The 16,742-nt window shown below is 60.2% G+C and carries 19 protein-coding genes; 9 read left to right on the top strand and 10 right to left on the bottom strand.

Annotated elements, in window-relative coordinates:
• Window positions 1-3: 3 nt before the first annotated feature.
• The 4 genes from ACK9YZ_RS32100 (at window position 4) to ACK9YZ_RS32085 (ending at window position 4,256) form a co-directional block, all read left to right on the top strand.
• The gene (locus ACK9YZ_RS32100) at window positions 4-798 is read left to right on the top strand and encodes an ABC transporter permease (RefSeq protein ID WP_416068476.1); all 795 of its coding nucleotides are present in this window, start codon (window positions 4-6) and stop codon (window positions 796-798) included.
• An 86-nt stretch (window positions 799-884) separates the two neighbouring features.
• Window positions 885-1,880 carry an isopenicillin N synthase family dioxygenase gene (locus ACK9YZ_RS32095; protein WP_416067497.1) on the top strand — a complete coding sequence of 332 codons (996 nt, stop codon included), beginning with the start codon at window positions 885-887 and terminating at the stop codon, window positions 1,878-1,880.
• Window positions 1,881-1,882: 2 nt separating this feature from the next.
• The gene (locus ACK9YZ_RS32090) at window positions 1,883-2,854 is read left to right on the top strand and encodes a LysR family transcriptional regulator (protein ID WP_416067496.1); all 972 of its coding nucleotides are present in this window, start codon (window positions 1,883-1,885) and stop codon (window positions 2,852-2,854) included.
• A 34-nt stretch (window positions 2,855-2,888) separates the two neighbouring features.
• Window positions 2,889-4,256: a cytosine deaminase gene (locus ACK9YZ_RS32085; protein ID WP_416067495.1), complete on the top strand. Its 1,368-nt coding sequence runs from the start codon at window positions 2,889-2,891 to the stop codon at window positions 4,254-4,256.
• A gap of 240 nt (window positions 4,257-4,496) precedes the next feature.
• Here ACK9YZ_RS32085 and ACK9YZ_RS32080 read toward each other — a convergent pair whose 3' ends face one another.
• From ACK9YZ_RS32080 to ACK9YZ_RS32050, 7 genes are all read right to left on the bottom strand, one after another.
• On the bottom strand, window positions 4,497-4,610 hold the full coding sequence (locus ACK9YZ_RS32080; RefSeq protein WP_416067494.1) for a DUF2934 domain-containing protein: 114 nt from the start codon (window positions 4,608-4,610) through the stop codon (window positions 4,497-4,499).
• Window positions 4,611-4,803: 193 nt separating this feature from the next.
• The gene (locus ACK9YZ_RS32075) at window positions 4,804-4,998 is read right to left on the bottom strand and encodes a hypothetical protein (protein ID WP_416067493.1); all 195 of its coding nucleotides are present in this window, start codon (window positions 4,996-4,998) and stop codon (window positions 4,804-4,806) included.
• A 14-nt stretch (window positions 4,999-5,012) separates the two neighbouring features.
• Complete coding sequence (locus ACK9YZ_RS32070) at window positions 5,013-5,783, bottom strand: hypothetical protein (protein WP_416067492.1); 771 nt, start codon at window positions 5,781-5,783, stop codon at window positions 5,013-5,015.
• Entirely contained in the window at window positions 5,783-6,874 is a 1,092-nt protein-coding gene (locus tag ACK9YZ_RS32065; RefSeq protein ID WP_416067491.1) for a Rieske 2Fe-2S domain-containing protein, read from the bottom strand. The genes ACK9YZ_RS32070 and ACK9YZ_RS32065 overlap by 1 nt, the downstream gene beginning before the upstream one ends.
• Window positions 6,871-7,032 carry a hypothetical protein gene (locus ACK9YZ_RS32060; RefSeq protein ID WP_416067490.1) on the bottom strand — a complete coding sequence of 54 codons (162 nt, stop codon included), beginning with the start codon at window positions 7,030-7,032 and terminating at the stop codon, window positions 6,871-6,873. Before ACK9YZ_RS32060 ends, ACK9YZ_RS32065 begins: the two co-directional genes overlap by 4 nt.
• 1 nt (window position 7,033) lies before the next feature.
• A complete protein-coding gene (locus ACK9YZ_RS32055; protein ID WP_416067489.1) occupies window positions 7,034-7,249 on the bottom strand; it encodes a hypothetical protein in 216 nt (71 codons plus the stop codon).
• A 7-nt stretch (window positions 7,250-7,256) separates the two neighbouring features.
• A complete protein-coding gene (locus ACK9YZ_RS32050) occupies window positions 7,257-7,970 on the bottom strand; it encodes an SDR family NAD(P)-dependent oxidoreductase (protein ID WP_416067488.1) in 714 nt (237 codons plus the stop codon).
• A 251-nt stretch (window positions 7,971-8,221) separates the two neighbouring features.
• Between ACK9YZ_RS32050 and ACK9YZ_RS32045 the strand changes: the two genes are divergently transcribed.
• The 5 genes from ACK9YZ_RS32045 to ACK9YZ_RS32025 all read left to right on the top strand — a co-directional run bounded on the left by ACK9YZ_RS32045 (window position 8,222) and on the right by ACK9YZ_RS32025 (window position 14,125).
• Window positions 8,222-9,550, top strand: a complete 1,329-nt coding sequence (locus ACK9YZ_RS32045; protein WP_416067487.1) for a tetratricopeptide repeat protein — start codon at window positions 8,222-8,224, stop codon at window positions 9,548-9,550.
• 26 nt (window positions 9,551-9,576) lie between these two features.
• On the top strand, window positions 9,577-10,059 hold the full coding sequence (locus ACK9YZ_RS32040) for a hypothetical protein (RefSeq protein ID WP_416067486.1): 483 nt from the start codon (window positions 9,577-9,579) through the stop codon (window positions 10,057-10,059).
• Between the two features lie 89 nt (window positions 10,060-10,148).
• Entirely contained in the window at window positions 10,149-11,777 is a 1,629-nt protein-coding gene (locus ACK9YZ_RS32035) for a thiamine pyrophosphate-binding protein (protein ID WP_416067485.1), read from the top strand.
• Window positions 11,749-12,906, top strand: a complete 1,158-nt coding sequence (locus ACK9YZ_RS32030; protein WP_416067484.1) for an OpgC family protein — start codon at window positions 11,749-11,751, stop codon at window positions 12,904-12,906. Before ACK9YZ_RS32035 ends, ACK9YZ_RS32030 begins: the two co-directional genes overlap by 29 nt.
• Before the next feature lie 7 nt (window positions 12,907-12,913).
• Window positions 12,914-14,125: a CaiB/BaiF CoA transferase family protein gene (locus ACK9YZ_RS32025; RefSeq protein WP_416067483.1), complete on the top strand. Its 1,212-nt coding sequence runs from the start codon at window positions 12,914-12,916 to the stop codon at window positions 14,123-14,125.
• A 482-nt stretch (window positions 14,126-14,607) separates the two neighbouring features.
• On the opposite strand, the gene ACK9YZ_RS32020 is transcribed toward ACK9YZ_RS32025, so the two are convergent.
• From ACK9YZ_RS32020 to ACK9YZ_RS32010, 3 genes are all read right to left on the bottom strand, one after another.
• Window positions 14,608-15,072 carry a YHS domain-containing (seleno)protein gene (locus ACK9YZ_RS32020; RefSeq protein ID WP_416067482.1) on the bottom strand — a complete coding sequence of 155 codons (465 nt, stop codon included), beginning with the start codon at window positions 15,070-15,072 and terminating at the stop codon, window positions 14,608-14,610.
• A 103-nt stretch (window positions 15,073-15,175) separates the two neighbouring features.
• Window positions 15,176-15,694: a hypothetical protein gene (locus ACK9YZ_RS32015; RefSeq protein WP_416067481.1), complete on the bottom strand. Its 519-nt coding sequence runs from the start codon at window positions 15,692-15,694 to the stop codon at window positions 15,176-15,178.
• 162 nt (window positions 15,695-15,856) lie between these two features.
• A complete protein-coding gene (locus ACK9YZ_RS32010) occupies window positions 15,857-16,666 on the bottom strand; it encodes an alpha/beta hydrolase family esterase (protein ID WP_416067480.1) in 810 nt (269 codons plus the stop codon).
• Window positions 16,667-16,742: the final 76 nt, after the last annotated feature.

Genomic DNA, 16,742 nt, shown 5'->3' with positions numbered 1-16,742 from the left:
GCGATGCAGAGCCGCACGCCGGTCGCCCTCCTCAAGCAGGTGCTGGCATTGCCCGGCATCACGACCGCCGCGGCCTTGATCGGCGCCGTCATCCTGTGGGAAGCTGCGGCGCGGCTCCTGTCGATCCCGACCTATCTGCTGCCACCGCCAAGCGCAATCCTCGGCTCGTTCTCGTCCATCGGCATCGAGCGCTGGATAGGCCACATCACCGCGACGTTGCGCGTGGCACTGATCGGCTATGCGATGTCCATCGTCATCGCCATTCCGCTCGCCGTCGTCATGATGCGCTCGCCGTTCCTGTCGCGAACCCTCTATCCGCTGCTTGTCGTCGTGCAGTCGACGCCCGTGGTGGCGATCGCGCCGATCATTATCGTGGTACTCGGGGCCGGCGATGCGCCACGCATCGTCATCACCTGTCTCATCACGTTCTTTCCGCTCGTCGTATCCACGGCAACGGGCCTTGCCGCCACCCCGCCGGAACTGATCGAACTGTCGCGTAGTCTGCGCGCCTCGGGCTTCCGCGAGATCACCCAGATCCGCCTTCCGTTCGCGGTGCCCTACATCTTCTCGGCTTTGAAAATCTCGATCACGCTCGCGGTCATCGGCGCCGTGGTTGCGGAGTTCTGCGCGTCGGAAGCCGGCGTCGGTTATTTCATTCAGCTATCGACATCGCTGTTCAAGCTGCCGCAGGCCTGGGCCGGCCTGCTGGTACTCGCCGCGATGTCGCTCTTGCTGTTTCAGGCCGTAGTCCTGACGCAGAGGCTCCTCTTTCCCTGGAGCCTGCCGAAAAACGGCTGAACCCATCCGGAGTAGAAGCAGTCGGGTCCTGCCCGGACATTGCTCCCCAATCGCCGGTCCGCCGGCATTCACGTAAGGAGAATGGTATGAATATCCAGACAGACACCCTCGCGGAACTCGCCAAGGAAGCGACCATCGGCGGCATGGGCACGACCGTCGACCGGGAAATCCCCGTCATCGACCTTGCCGACTTCGACAACCGCAAGCACGCGATCGCCGATGCACTCTGGCAGGCCTCGGTCGATATCGGCTTCTTCCAAGTCTACAATCACGGTATCGCCCAGGACGATATCGACGCCGCCTTCGACATGGCCTGGACGTTCTTCGAACTGCCGGCGGAGGTTAAGGCGAAAACCCCGATGCCTAAGGGCATCAATGCCGGCTGGGAATTCAAGGCGCAGGTCCGCCCCTCTACCGGTACGCCTGATAACAAGGAGAGCTTCCAGCTCACCCGGCCGGACATGATCCGCCTAAACCTGTGGCCGAGCGAAGACGATCTTCCGGGCTTCCGGGAAAAGATGCTCCGCTTCGAGCGCCAGAACTGGGAACTCGGCATGCGCATCCTCTCCTGCTTTGCGCTGAAGATGGGCTTTGCCGAGGATTTCTTCACCAAGGCACATGATCCGTCTTCGGATCAGTACCAGTCGACGCTGCGCCTCATCCACTACATGTCGATGGAAGGCGCCAAGCCGGAAGACTTCACGTTTTGGCGTGCCGGTGCGCATTCGGACTTCGATTGCCTGACCATCCTTCACCAGAAGGAAGGCGAAGGCGGGCTTCAGGTTTGCCCGGGCAAGGATGCCGCCCTGCACGAATGGACGGATGTTCCGCCGCGAAAAGGCTACATCACCTGCAACATCGGCGACATGCTCATGCGCTGGTCGGACGACCAGTTGCAATCGACGCTGCACCGGGTGCGCATGCCACGCGAGGATGAGTATATGGGCCGCCGCCTGTCCCTGCCCTTCTTCTGCCAGGCAAACCGCGATGCCGTCATGCAGGGTCCGCTCGGCAAATACGAAGCTATCACGGCCGGCGAATACCTAACCCGGCGCATCAACGCCAATTTCGCCAAGAAGTGACGTTGAAGATGGTCCATTGCGGTGACACCGTGGAACAGTCAATCCGACTCCCATCAGGCAACGGACCAATCATGCTGCATGGACGCGCGCTGCGCTATATCGACGAGGTGGCCCGCCAGGGCTCCATTCGCAAGGCGGCGAAGACATTGCATGTCGCCGCCTCCGCGGTGAACCGCTACATCCTGGAGCTTGAGGAAGAGTTGCAGGCGCCCATCTTCGAGCGCCTGCCACGCGGCCTGAAACTCACGAGTTCCGGTGAAATCCTGATCCAGCATATTCGCGAGACGCTGCAGGCGCATCAGCGGATGCGGGCGCAGATCCAGTCCCTCAAGGGGCTCAACCGCGGCGAGGTGGTGCTTGCGACCATGGCGACACTTGCGGCTGGCCGGATTGCCGAGATCGTTGCCGCCTACCGCGAAAAACATCCGCAGGTCAGCCTGCGGATCATGGTCGGGGACAGGGCGACCGTCGCCGAGATGGTGGCGCTCGGCCAAGCCGATCTCGCCATCGCCTACAACCTGCCGGATGATACCCGGCTGCAACGCGCCGCCGAATTCCGCCATGCGCTGGGAGCGATCGTCGCACCCAGCCATCCCCTCGCGATCCGCAAGACCGTGCGCATGTCCGACTGCCTGCTTTATCCGTTGGTTCTGGCGGATCGATCGCTGTCGTTGCGCGAGGTCGTCGAGGCAATAGCCCCGGCGCGTGCCACCCTGGTTCCCGTCGTCGAGACCAATTCGATGGAGCTGATGAAGCGCCTTGCACGGACGACCCCGCATATCACCTTCCTCAATCGGCTCGATGTCGATCGCGAGATGGCCTCGGGCGACCTCGTCTTCATCCCGCTGACGGGAACGGGCTCGCTACAAAGGCTCAATATCCTTCACCGCGCCCGCGGCTCGCTTTCGCCTGCCGGCAGCCATTTCATGCAATTCGCGCAACATCGTCTGCTCACCTCGTTTGATGAGAGCTGACCGCTCGGCAACCCATACAATAGAGACCCTCACCATGAACGATCTTTCCTTGTTTCCAAGCCTTGCCGCCCGTCTGGCGAGACCGGAGCGCATTCGTCTTGCAAAGGCGCGCGTGCCGGTCGCGCTGCTTTCCGATGACGTTCCTGTTGGTGCAGAGTTGGACCGGGACGGTTCGGCCCTCGTCGATATTCTGATCGAGAATGGCAAGATCGCGGCGATAACGCCCGCCCTTGCCGACCGCGGCGAAGATGCAGTCGCGCTCGAGGGCCGCCATGTCTGGCCCCTGCTGATCGACGCGCATGTCCATCTCGACAAAGGTCACACCATGGGACGGGCGCCCGATTCCGGCGGCACGCATCCCGGTGCGCGCGCCGCGACGACGGCAGACCGCCTCGCCCACTGGAACGCGACCGACCTTCTACGGCGGATGGAATTCGGTCTTGCGACGGCCGACGCCCATGGCGTTGCGGCCATCCGCACTCATCTTGATAGTCACGAGGGGCAGGCCGAGGTCACCTGGAACGCTTTTGCCGAGGCGCGCCAACGCTGGAAAGGCCGCATCACCCTGCAGGCAGTCGGCCTCGTGCCACTCGATGCCTATCGCGACGACTATAGCGCGCATCTTGCCGATATCGTTGCCAGCCATGGCGGCTTGCTTGGCGGCGTCACGCGCGCCTCCGGGGGTACGCATGGATCGGGCCTCGACGATATCGACCTGCTGCTTGACAGGCTGTTTGCGCTGGCGAAGGAACGGGAACTGGATGTCGACCTGCATGTCGACGAGGCGGCGCAGGCCGACGCGCTGCCGCATGTAGCGCGTGCCGCCATCCGCCATGGCTACGAGGGGCGCGTGACCTGCGGCCACTGCTGCTCGCTTGCGCTTCTGAGCGAGGATGACTTGCGTGACAGGATCGCGCTGATCGCCGATGCCGGCCTCTCGATTATCACGCTGCCGACCGTCAACATGTATCTCCAGGACCGCGAAGATGGCCGCACGCCGCGCTGGCGCGGCGTCACGCCCGTGCAGGAGCTGCGGGCGGCCGGCATTCCGGTCGCCGTCGCCGGCGACAATTGCCGCGACCCGTTCTTTGCCTATGGCGATCACGACATGCTGGACACATGGCGGCAATCGGTGCGCATCCTGCATCTCGACCACCCTTATGCGGATGCGCCCGTGCTTTCCGGCCCTGCATCGGCCGGCATTCTGGGCATCGACGCCGGCACGATCGGCGCCGGCCGTCCGGCCGACCTGATGATCCTGGAGGCCTGGAGCCTCGATCAGGTCATTGCACGCCCACACTCCGATCGCGTCATTCTCCGCTGCGGCCTCTTCGCCAACAGGGCATTGCCCTCCTACAGCATGCTCGCCGATTTCCAGCTGGCAGGGCCTACTCGCATATAGGAAACAAAAACAATAGGCCGGCGAAACTGGTCGGTTCCCTTGGCGCCTGGTTCCAGGAGGCGCCGTCCCTCTACCGTATCCAGAAGCGATCTTGGTTTTGCGCGCATGACAATTACCCAAAAAGAAAATCGAGGCCCGATCTTGCCCTGAAATCGGACCATATCATTTTCTTTTGCGGATAGGCTTTGCTGTACGCGTGGACATATCGCACTCTTCCTCCGTAACAGCACGCGCCTGATGTCAGTGCTCTTCGGCCTTGCCGTCCGGCTGGCCGTCCTCCAGCCAAAGCATATCGGCGCGATGGCGGATATGGTCTTCGTCCACTTCTTTCGTGGGTTGGCCTTTTTCTTCCATGACTCGTTCCTGGTGTTTTTCGTCATCCACGCCACGTAGACTGCGACGAGAATCGCTGTTTGGCGATCCTCACATCAAATTCGTGCAAATCGGCGATATTGTTACATCAGGGGGCACAAATGCCGGCGACCAATCGCAGCATCGCGCAGGTATTACCATGGCCTGCCGGCGACCTGTTGCTGGGATTGGCTGCTCAACGCGTGAATCGGGAGAAGATGCTTTGCAGGCCGGACAGCAGGCCGACGGTGACGACCGCAAAGATCACATACCGCAGTTCTTCAAGCGGTGTGCCGTTAAGATAATCCAGGCCATAGCTCCATAACATCACGATCAGACCTATCGAAAGAGCCATGGCGGCAAGTCCGATGAAACGACGCTTGGGGTCCAAGTTCCTCTCATCACTCACGCGCCCGCTCCATTGACGAATCCATCCACCTTGAAGATCAGCAAATCGTCGCGTCGCTCGATCGCACCCTCAAGGACAACGGGAACGCCCGTTTTGTCGAGAAGGCCTTCCGGCATCGGCCCGCCGTTCGTAGAGGAGAGCAAAAAGAAAATATGGCCCTCGACAGGCGCGGTCGAAACAAAGACGGGTGGAACACCGCCGTTGATGCAGAGATTGGCGCAGGCCTTATGAGCAAGGCCGGTGCCGGGCTTCATCGCCCCGCCGCCGCACTTCCCATCGCAGATCTCGCCGGTCAGCCGCCACCTGCCAAGGTTTTTTGACGGGGAGGGATCGGGCAACGCGACCGCCTGCGGTTCGGCAGCCCTTAGATCGTCGCCTCCCCCGATCAACAGCATTTCCAGGTCTCCGCGCTTGACGAAGACGCCTCCCACTTGCGCGGCTTTCCCGGCCAGAGGCAATGCCCTGTCGTCAACGCCGAACTTGCCCGATCCCGCTAGCATGATGGCACGTGCAGGTCTCGATCCGGTCGCCGGCACACGAAGGATTGGATAAGGACTTGTTTCCATCGTTCCGATCAGATGTTCACCATGCAATTCGTCGGCATACCTTCCCGCTCCGGGGCTTTCCGTATTGATGGACAACAGGACGGAAGCTGAGGCCATACCGGCGACGAAGAACACAATGAAGCCGATCATCAGCGCCCTGACATCGGCCGGCACCTTCTTGAAATATCCAACGAAGAAGCCACGTTCGGCGGGTTTCAACATTAGGTTGTCCGCTCTTTGTTGGAGGTGGAGGATAGGAATTCGGCCGGGATTTGAACAGGATCGAGTTTCGTCCCCAGCGGCAACGGTTCTGGATCGACAAGGACTTCCGAGCCTTGCAGCCGGATGCGATATTTGCAGATGCGTTCCCGGAACGGCGGTGGCGAACAGCCGTCTTCGGGGCGATATTGATAACCGTGCCATGGGCAGGTAATGAAACCGAGAACGACCTTGCCTTCACCGATCGGTCCGTTCTGGTGTGAGCACACATTCGACACGGCCGACAGGCCACCCTTGGAGCGAAAGACGGCGATGCGCTCGCCGCCCGGAGAAGCGCCGATGATCGCCCTGCCCTCGGCAATCTCGGAGAGATTGCCGACAACGATCCAGGGCTCCTCCGGCGCCCTGGCCGAAGCGGCGGCATCTGCCCCAACCTCACGGTGCCCGGCGATCAGATGCAGTGTTGAGAGCAGCGCCAAGCCGCCGACCAGGAGCAGCCCAAGGGCGAGATCGTGGCGATCGAGCAGCGCCCCAAGCGCCACATGCAGGATGATCGCGGCATAGGCGAAATAGACACTCATGTGGATCGCCTTCCACAGGGGCGGCGTCAGAAAGGAGAGCCAGAAGTCGTGGCTGGTCACCGCGAGAATAGCCAGAATGACAAGCGCAAAAACGCCAAAAAGCTCGAAGGGAAAGCCTGCGACACTTGTGAAACTGGTGTTGCTGGTGAACAGTGCCGTCAGTTGCGGGGTCGGGCTGTAGGAAAAATACCAGCCCAGCACGTAATGGGCATGCGTCGCGGCAACGATGAAGGTCATCACGCCGAAGTGGCGCCTGTTGTAGAGCAGTGGAATGAAGCGTGTATCGATGCGGGCGAGCGGTCCGATCGCGAGCACGATCGTCAGCATCAAGAGAGCTAGCGAACCGAAAGCCCGCATGCGCTGTGTTGGAAGATCGACCTCGCGCAACGCCGGCGAGAGAAGTGGACCAGCTTTCAGGAAGATGAGAATGTAGACGACGATCCCGGCAAGCAGGACGCCATCGTAGATCATTTTGGTCCGGTTCCAGATGACCGGCTTGTAGGATACGCTCACGGGTGCCCTCCTCCAGCGACCTTGCCGTCGAGACGGATTGCCGGTGCGTCCACCGGCAGTTTCGGAGCGCTTGCAAAGATGATGGCCAGCAACAGCGGCAGAGCGACTGCAAGTCCGGTCCAAATCGCCGTATGGGCGCGACGATGGCGGCGCTGCATGTTACTGTCCTCCCTTCGCAAGGCTCAGCCAGCGCCAGATGACGACCGGCCAAAGGAGGACGAGGCCTGGAATGAGTAGAGGCCTCACCGCATAGGCATCATGTGCACCCGGATCGACCTTGTCGAAGCCATAAAGCAGGAACGCAGCGGCAACGATAAGTCCGATGCCGGCCCATAACATCAGCCCTGCGGAAATCGGATCGGACGGATCGAACATAAGCCGCTCACATGCGGCCCGTTGCGGGAATCGCGGCGCCCGTGACGACGCCTCCTGCCGGCGACACAAGAAACCCGATAAGCTTGGCGATATCGGCTGGGTGAACCCAACCGTCCGTCTTGGCGTTCGGCATCGCCGCCCGGTTTTGCGGCGTATCGATCGTGCCGGGCAGGATGCAATTGGCGGTGATGTGCTTCTCGCGATTCTCTGCGGCGATTGCCTCCGTGAGCCGGATGACAGCCCCCTTCGATGCGGCATAGGCTGCCTGATTGGCGCCAGCCTTCAATCCGGGTGCAGCTGCAATGTGAACGATACGGCCATATTTTGCGTCCCGCATTGGCTTCAGGACTGCGGCGCTGATCACATAAGCGGTCCGGGCATTCATCTGGAACATCTGGTCCCATTGATTGAGGCCCAATTCCTCGACCGGGCCGGTCTGGAAGCCCCCAACCGTGTTGACCAGCGCATCGAGTCGACCAAACACATCAAGCGTCCGTTGAACGGCGTGCTGACAGGCGGAAAGATCCGTTAGATCGATGCCGTCGAGATCCAGGATTTCGCCTCTTTGCCAGCCCGCCCGTCGTTCCTGATCCGGGAGGTGTCGTTCGACAGCTGCGACTTTCGCGCCGTTATCAAGTAACTCGGCCACAACCGCGCCACCGAGATTGCCGGCTGCGCCTGTCACCATCACGACAATCTTGTTTCTCGCTTCCTCATTCATGGCGACGTCCCTTCCAATCGGCTGATCAACATTGTGTCTGCCGCGTCATACGGATCGCATCATCGTTTTGTTACAGATGTTTTGAAATTTGTTCAGTGTCATTGCGCAACGGGCGAAATTTGCTGCGTCCGCGAAAAAATCTGTCGGCTCCCTGTAACGAACCCGGTCGCGCAATCGTACAGGCCTTTGTCAGACCCGAATTTCAGATCGAAGCCATCGAGATGAAGGGCTCTCGCCAAGGAGCAAAGTAGATGAAACGCGATGCATATGGTCTCACAACCAGCACGGACAGCAACGAGGCGCAACGGGCATTCGAGGGCGCAGTCTTCGGTGTGGCAACCCATCGCCCGAACACAGGTCCAGCACTGCAGATGACGCTTGCGGCCGATCCGCATCACGTTGCCGGTCACGCATTGAAGGGCTTTGCGAACTTGATCCTGGCGCGCTCGGAAACGGTGACGCCTGCCACTGACGCGTTGAAAGATGCGCGCGTGGCTTTGGCCGCGAAAAGTGGCGGTACGGGCGACGAGCGTCTTCTCGTCAAGGCGCTTGAGGCCGCTGTCGACGGCTCCTTCTCCCGGGCTGCCGACCTCCTCGACTACGGTTTCGAAGATCGTCCAACTGTCTTCCTGCCGTTCAAGATCTCGCAAGCCCTGCGCTTCATGTTGGGCGATGCGGGCGGCATGTTGAGCGCGAGTACGAGAGCAGTCGGGAGCCTCGACCTCAAGAGCAGTGGCGCCGGTTTTATTCTCGGCTGCCATGCCTTTTCTCTGGAAGAACATGGCCGTTATCAGGAGGCGCTCGACGTCGGGCAACGCGCCGTGGCGCTGCAGCCAGATGATTCCTGGGGGCTTCATGCGGTCTCACATGTCTTCGAAATGCGTGGCGATACGCAAGAGGGGATCGATTGGCTCGAAAGAAGCCGAAAGGCCTGGTCGCGCTGCAACAACTTCTCGTTCCACATGGCCTGGCATCTGGCTCTATTGCATCTAGAGCGCGGCGATCATGATCGTGTCCTGCAAATCTACGACGACGAGGTGCGGCCTCAGCAGACCGACGATTTCCGCGACATGGCCAACGCCGTTTCGCTCCTCTGGCGCATGCAGCAATCCGGGATCCATGTTGGCAGCCGCTGGATGGACGCTGCCGAAATTGCCAATCGGCGAAGGGCCGATACCACGTTGATCTTCGCCGCTCTGCACAATCTAGCGGCCATGGTCGCAATCGACGATCGCCGGGGTGTCGCCGAACTCGTTGCTCAAATCGACGCCAAAGCACTTGGCATGGATGATCAGGCGCGTGTTGCGGCCGAGATTGGCGTGCCGATGGCGCGCGTACTGGCCGGGCTCGACGCGCCCGCCGACCAACGAATGATTGATCGCATGGTGGCCAATCTGCCGAAGATCGGCGGCAGCAATGCGCAACGAGACTTTTTCGTGCTTGCCCTTGCCAAAGCCGTCGGACGCAGCGGCGACAACGCTGCAGTCTCGCGCATCGGGCAGATCCGCCAACGCCTCAAGGCGGACGACCGTCTCTTCCAGTCCATCGAGCAGTCGGTCGGCGTCAGCCTGTCGGCCTGAGATCATCCCCAAATAGGAGAAAAGTCATGACTATGATGGCAATGCAAAAGCCGGCAATTTTCCCGGAGATCCAGCCAAGCCTGGCGCGCACGATCGTGCTGGCGGGCCTCGCCGCGGACATCACCTGGGAGATCTGGGCGCGCGTCATCACACCGCTTTGGGTCGGTGGACCGCTGGAACCTGCAGCTCTCGTGCAGTCCGTCTTCGGTTTCAACAATCTGCTGGCTGCCGAGGCCATTCATGCCATCGTCGGTATTATCTTCTATCCGATCGGCTATCTCTTTATCGCCCGGCCGCTGCAGAGATTGATATTACCGAAGCTACCGCTGCTTTTGACGGGCATCGGCTTTGGCGTCGGCCTGTGGGTGTTTGCTCTTTATGTGATGGCTCATTTGTTCGCGGGACTGCCGCCATTTCTCGGCTTCATCACCCTGACCTGGGCCTCGCTTATCGGTCACGTCCTGTTCGGTACCGTCGTCGCGTTCGTCGTGCGCCTGACGGAACGCTGAAGGTGTCGTGGAGGAGACCTGCCCGGTCATACCATCCGCCGGGCAGGTTTCTCGTTTTTGAATAACCCCTACAAGGTGGCTCGTTTGTAATGTCTCAATCCAGACCTCCGGATCGCGTCGCCGATATCGTTGCCAAGACCCTCCGTGCACATCAGGTCCGTCACGCATTCGGCGTGCCTGGTGGTGAAGTCGTCACACTGATCGACGCTCTGCAGGCGGCGGGAATAACGTTCAACCTGACACGCCACGAGACGTCTGCCGCCATCATGGCAGCGGGCGCCAGCACGATCAGCGGCAATCCCGAGCTTCTGGTGACGACGGTTGGGCCGGGTCTTGCGAATGCAGTCAACGGAATTGCCGACGCCGTTCAGGAGCGTGTTCCGCTGGTCGTTATTTCCGGTATCGTCGATCGAGGGACACGGGCTCGCTATACGCATCAGGTGATCGATCACGCCCAGCTTCTGCGCCCGCTCGTCAAGGCCTCTTTCGAAATCGAGCCGGAAAGTGCGGCCTCCACTGTGGCGCGCGCCTTGGCGATCGCAACGACGCAACCCATGGGGCCGGTGCACCTGGACCTCTCACCCGCGGTTGCTGCAAGCTTGAGCCCCAGCGCGTTCATCCCCGAGGCTCCAAAACGGTTCATCACCCCTGCTTCCGTCACGGACCCCGGTGTTCGCCTCCTTGCAGAGCGAGTTCGTAGGGCGGACCGTCCCGTGCTTCTTGTCGGACTTGAAACTGCGCGCAGCCAGGCCGGCCCTGCAATACAACATCTGGCGGAGACGATCGGAGCACCTGTCATCACGACCTACAAGGCCAAGGGAATCATCCCCGAAGACCATCCGTTGGCTCTCGGCGGCGCCGGACTATCACCGCTTGCGGATAAAATCCTTCTTCCTCTCATCGAGAAAGCGGATCTGGTGCTTGCATTCGGCTACGATCCGATCGAGATGCGGCTCGGTTGGCTGGATTTCGTGTCCGACCAGACGAAGCTCGTCGATATTTCCAGAACTCTTCCCGACCACGGCATGCATCACGCCGGCATGTGGATTTCGGCGGAAACGAGAAGCATGTTGCAGGCGCTCAACGATTCGCTCGTCGAGCGAAAAGGCTGGACGGGCGGTGAGCCTGCCGAGGCGAAAGCGGCGCTCGATCGCGTTTTTTCGACGAAGGACGCCTGGGGTCCGCACGCCATTGTCGATCACCTGAATGAAGCAGCCGGGACAGACGGTCTGGTCACGGTCGACAGCGGTGCTCACCGTATTCTGCTCTCGCAAAAATGGTCGGCCAAAACACCACTCTCCCTCCTGCAGTCGGCAGGCTTCTGCACGATGAACGCAGCACTGCCGTTGGCGATCGGTGCCAAGGTCGCCGATCCCACGCGACGGGTCTTTGCAGTCATGGGGGACGGTGGCCTGGAGATGGGCATCGGCGAACTTGCAACCCTTCGCGATCTTAACCTGCCGGTGACGATCGTCCTGTTTCAGGATCGCAGCCTGGCGCTGATCGCGATGAAACAGGCATCCGCCGGCCTCGCCCCAGCGGGGGTCGCCCTCGGTGAAACAGATTTTGCTGCCGTCGCATTTGGGTTCGGTGGCTATGGCGTGAATGTGGAGACGATCGATGACTTCCGTAAGGAGCTTGAAGCTGCCGGCAGACGCAAGAGTTTCAGCCTCATCGCCTGCAGATTCGATGCCAGCGCCTACGACGGCGCCTTCTGATGCCACACCGGCGATAGCGCCAGCCGGGCAAAAGACAAAGCGTCCCCGCGACTCACGCCTCGACTTCTTCCGTGGCGTCGGCATGCTGATCATCCTGCTTGCGCATATACCGAGCGACGGCTGGGCGCTTTGGATCCCTGCACGCTTCGGCTTCTCGGACGCCACGGAGATGTTCGTCTTTCAATCCGGCATGGCCTCAGCCATCGCATTCGGCTCGACCTTTGACCGCAACGGCGCCATCGCGCTGATTGCCCGCGTCGCCCAACGTATCTGGCAGATCTTCTGGGCGCATATTGCCGTCTTCATCGTGGTTGCCGCCATCATGGTGGTCGCCGGAACGCGCTATGACGGCGTCACCTATGTCGACAGTCTGAATCTGGTACCGTTCATGAAGGATCCTGGCCATCTGCTGGTCGGCTTGCTGACGCTGACTTACGTGCCGAATTATTTCGATATCCTGCCGATGTACATCGTCATCCTGGCGCTGATGCCAGTCATGATCTTCGCTTCGAAAGCCAACCGATACTTGCCGTTTCTGCTGATGATCGTTCTGTGGATTGCCACACAGTTTGGCCTGACTCACCTGCCGGCCGAACCTTGGTCGGACCGCCCCTGGTTCTTCGATCCGTTCGGCTGGCAGTTTCTCTTCTTCACCGGTTTCTTTCTCATGCGAGGAAATCTGCCGGCACCGGACTACGACCTCCGCCTGATGGCGCTTGCGATTGTCCTCGTGATTGCGACGGTGCCTTTCGCGTGGGTCCGTTTCCAGGAAGTTCACCCCTTTTTCCAGATGGCCGCAGCGCGGATCGCTCCGTTGACCGATAAATCAGATTTCGGCATCCTTCGCTTCGTTCATTTCATGGCGCTTTGCTATATCGCCGTCCACTTGGTTGGAGAAAAGGGATCCCGTCTGCGCGGTCCGGTCGTACGTGTGTTGACCGTTGTCGGGCAGCAATCGCTCGCCGTCTTCATCACCGGCATGGTCATCGCCCAACCGATCGGTATCGCACTTGATCACGCCGGCCGCACGAGCGGCGCCGAAGTCATCGGCAACCTGTTTGGCTTCGCGACTCTGATCGGCACCGCCTATCTCGTCCGTTGGTTCAAAGCGTCTCCCTGGAAATCGTGAGGCATCGATGCCCAATCATCAAAAACCCGCCAGCCTCGAAGGTTTGCGCATCCTCGACCTCTCGCGCATCCTTGCCGGGCCGACGGCAGCACAGCTTCTCGCCGATCTCGGCGCTGATGTCATCAAGGTCGAACGGCCGGGCGCCGGTGACGATACCCGCGGGTGGGGGCCACCCTTCGTCCCGAATGCGGATGGCAGCGACAGCGATCTCAGCGCCTACTTCCTGTCTGCCAACCGCAACAAGCAGTCGATCGCGATCGATCTTGCGACCGATGAGGGGGTGGCCCTCGTCAAACGGCTGGCGGCGATTTCCGATGTCGTCATCGAGAATTACAAGCCGGGGGATCTTGCCCGACGCGGCCTCGGCTACGAGGACATTAAGAAGGTCAAGCCGGATATCGTCTGGTGCGCGATTTCCGGCTTCGGCCAGACGGGGCCTTATGCCGATCGCACGGGCTATGATTTCCTGATCCAGGCGATGGGCGGGATCATGAGCATCACGGGCGACAGCGACGCCAATGGCGGCCGGCCGGTCAAGGTCGGTCTCGGGATCGCGGATGTGATGTGTGGCATGTATGCAACTGTCGGCATCCTGGCGGCCCTTCGCCATCGCGATCACACCGGAGAGGGCCAATACATCGACCTCGCCCTTTACGACGCGCAGGTCGCCTGGCTGATCAACGCCGCAACGAACCATCTTGTGTCCGGCAAGATACCCGTACGGATCGGCAACAGGCATCCGAACATCGCGCCGTATCAGACTTTCGCAACGGCTGACGGCGAAATCGCAATTGCAGTCGGAAACGATCAGCAGTTTGTCCGTTTCTGCCAAGCCATCGGCATGCCGGAGCTTGCCGGCGACGAACGTTTCGCCCGCAACCGCGAAAGGGTCATCAACATCGATGCACTGGATGGAATGGTGACCACCGCCCTGCGCGCCGACACGGCAGAAAACTGGGAGCAGCGGCTCATTGCAGCCGAAATACCCGCCGGTCGAGTGGCAACGATCGATCAGGTCGTTTCCAATCCGCACACACTGGCGCGCGAGATGGTGGTAGAGATGCCGACGCAAGACGGACGGCCTCTGCGGCTTCTTGGAAATCCTCTGAAAATGTCGGCGACGCCGGTGCGCTTTGATCGGGCTCCCCCTCATGTTGACCAGGATCGCCACGATATCCTGCAGTTGCTGCGCGACAGCGAGGACAACGCAGCATCATAAGGTAATCGCTTTCGGAGAACTGCCAAACTCAGTGACCGTCAAAGTGTTCTGTCACGCTACGGGCGCCTTGCGGATCGCGCCGCACTACTGAATCTTGCTCAGCGCGCCAGAAGGCTATGGCCAGGACGCGCATGCTTTGCTCGCAGATCGCAAAACCTGTAAGCGCCAGGCCGCTACGCGACATGCCGCGCCGGCTGGCCTGCATAGTCGACCATTGCGCGAAGCAAGCTATCTGCGTCTTCAGGTTCGGCATCCAACAGTTCGGCAAGGGCCACATTGATTTCCCGCCTGTTCCAGCCGATGGCGGTCGCACGATCGATCAGATTGTTGAGATCAGTGACAATCGATCTTTGACAATCGCGAAGTCGGTCGGGATGGCGATGGGAAATGCGAGGTGCAGAAATGATGACTTGGACCTAAAATGGCTTCGATGTTCCGCCCGCCCATTTACACGGACGGGCAGTGCTTGGTAATGGCGCCAGTCAGGGGGCGGGTTGGGCCCTCACAGCGTCCCAATTGGCATTTGCCTTTTTGATGTAGCCGCCAATATCCGACCGCCAGGTCTTTGCGACCTCGTCGTTGTAGTTGAGATAGAGCTTGTCATTGACGACGGTAAACGCCTGCGGCTGGGTAGGCGCTTTGTGGCCTTCAGCCGTGCCGAAGGCGCAGTACCCGCCATATTGTGGTGCGTAGTGTTCCGGGTTTTTCGCGAAGGCATCACGATGCGCGGCGGACGCGAAGTAGAAGGTGGCGCCTTTGTAGGAGGTCGAAAACTCTTGGCTTCCCTTCACAGGCTTATGGTCAGTGAAATACGCGACCGCATCATAACCGTTGATGGCAGCGCCATTGGTAGCGTAGATCTCATCGGCGAAAGCGATCGACGCAGTAGACAATGCAAGAAGGGCTGCCGCCGCCATCGGCAGAATACGCTGGACGAAGAAGGTCATGGTCTTTCCTTTGCAGTTGAGACGAACGCTCTCAATACGCAGGCGACAGGCGAGACGTTACCGCTCGCAGTGTTCACGAAGTCGTGCGTTCCGCGCAGAGATTCTATTGCGAGCACATCGCAAGCGCGACCTGAGCCCGAAGCTGCCGGATTTCACGATCCTTCTCGGCCGATTCACGCAGCAACTGATCGAAGCGGGCTTCGGTCGCCCGAGCGATCTCCCAGAATGTCACCGTGAAAATAATCGGAGTCGCGGAAGCCGGGTCGTGGCTGCGGGATTGCTCCTGCCGCGATGGTTCCTCGGCTGTCGCCTTCCCCCAAACTTTCAGAGTGCAGTCACCGCCAACATCGATCCGAGCGACGGCTTCAACCGTTGCATCCGTCCTGCCCGCGGCATGGCGAAATGCAGTTGCCCCGACATGAACTCGCAGCGTCGAAGCATCGATCACGTGCGGCAGCAACGCGCCAGCCGTTTCAACCTCGAAAACGATGCCCGGACGAACGCGAGAAAAATCGATCGGAAAGTCGCGATGGGACTGAATGAGGTGGGCAATGCTTGGTGTAATCAGCTGTCCCCAGACAGCCGCGCCGTCTCCAAAGTGATGGACGATGGCGTGGCCCATGCTGGGGCATACGACGGAATGAAGCATGATCAAGTTCCTTTGTAACGCAGGGCCCGAACCTCTCGGTCAGATCTCGCCAGGCTGAACGGCCTTGCTGCCGACTAGTTCGCAAGATTCCGGCCAGTTGTTACAAGGAGCTTCAGCTAATTTTCGGGAAAAGGATCATCTTGGAAAGCCAATGGCCGTCAGGCCCGCATCGAGCATGTCGGCGTGGGCTTCGTGGCCGCCGTTGTGGATGCACATGATGCTGTCGCCCCGGATGCAGCCGGGAACATCGTCGCACTTGATGCCGTCGAGCGTGATCGTCTTGGCGTCCTTCACATCGCATTTTGCCCGCGCACGCAGAATAGCCATGCTGTCATAGGCATTTCCCTGCTGAAAATTCGCGCCAAGAGCGCGTCCGGCAAGTGGGAAGGTCTGGTCGGCCGTACCGTGAAAATGGATGGTGGGCGGAACCTCTGCAACACAATCCTCGGCTTTTGGAAGGGGATCCCAGAACACCCCGGAGAAAGTAAGCAAGGCAACCGCCTTTTCCCCTTGCTGACAAGCGGTGTACCAAGCCATCGAGGCGCCGATGGAAAATCCCCCGATCACCGTTTTATCCGGCGTGAAGCCGTAGCGTTGCCTCAGGTCCTCGAGGACATCGGCAATGAATTGCTTTTCGTCTCTCCCCGGGCGGGCGCTGTTTGGAAACGACCAGTTCCCATTGATGCCGTCTACCGCCACAAAAGCGAGATGATGTGACGTGGTCGTATCGACGAGAGGCCGTTGTTGCATTTGCAGTTCGGCCGAACTTTTGTAGCCGTGAAAGAAAACGTAGGCGCCCCGGATATCGCCATTTTTCGGCAACTCGATCCGATAATCTCCGTCCTTCAACGGACAGGCCACGGAGCCGCCGCAAGGAACCGCAGCGAGCGAGGGACTCGACATCGCAGCGAGTGCCAACCACCAGAATAAAATGGATCTAATCACCAGCAGGCTCCTCCGTAAGCGTTTGACCGGAGAATGCGTAGAGCCTTAGACGAACGCATACAATTTCCGCCAGATC

It is taken from the genome of Rhizobium sp. ZK1, assembly GCF_047782645.1.
Classification (GTDB): domain Bacteria; phylum Pseudomonadota; class Alphaproteobacteria; order Rhizobiales; family Rhizobiaceae; genus Rhizobium.
Note: the sequence above shows the minus strand (reverse complement) of the source record. Positions and strands in the feature narration are given on the sequence as shown.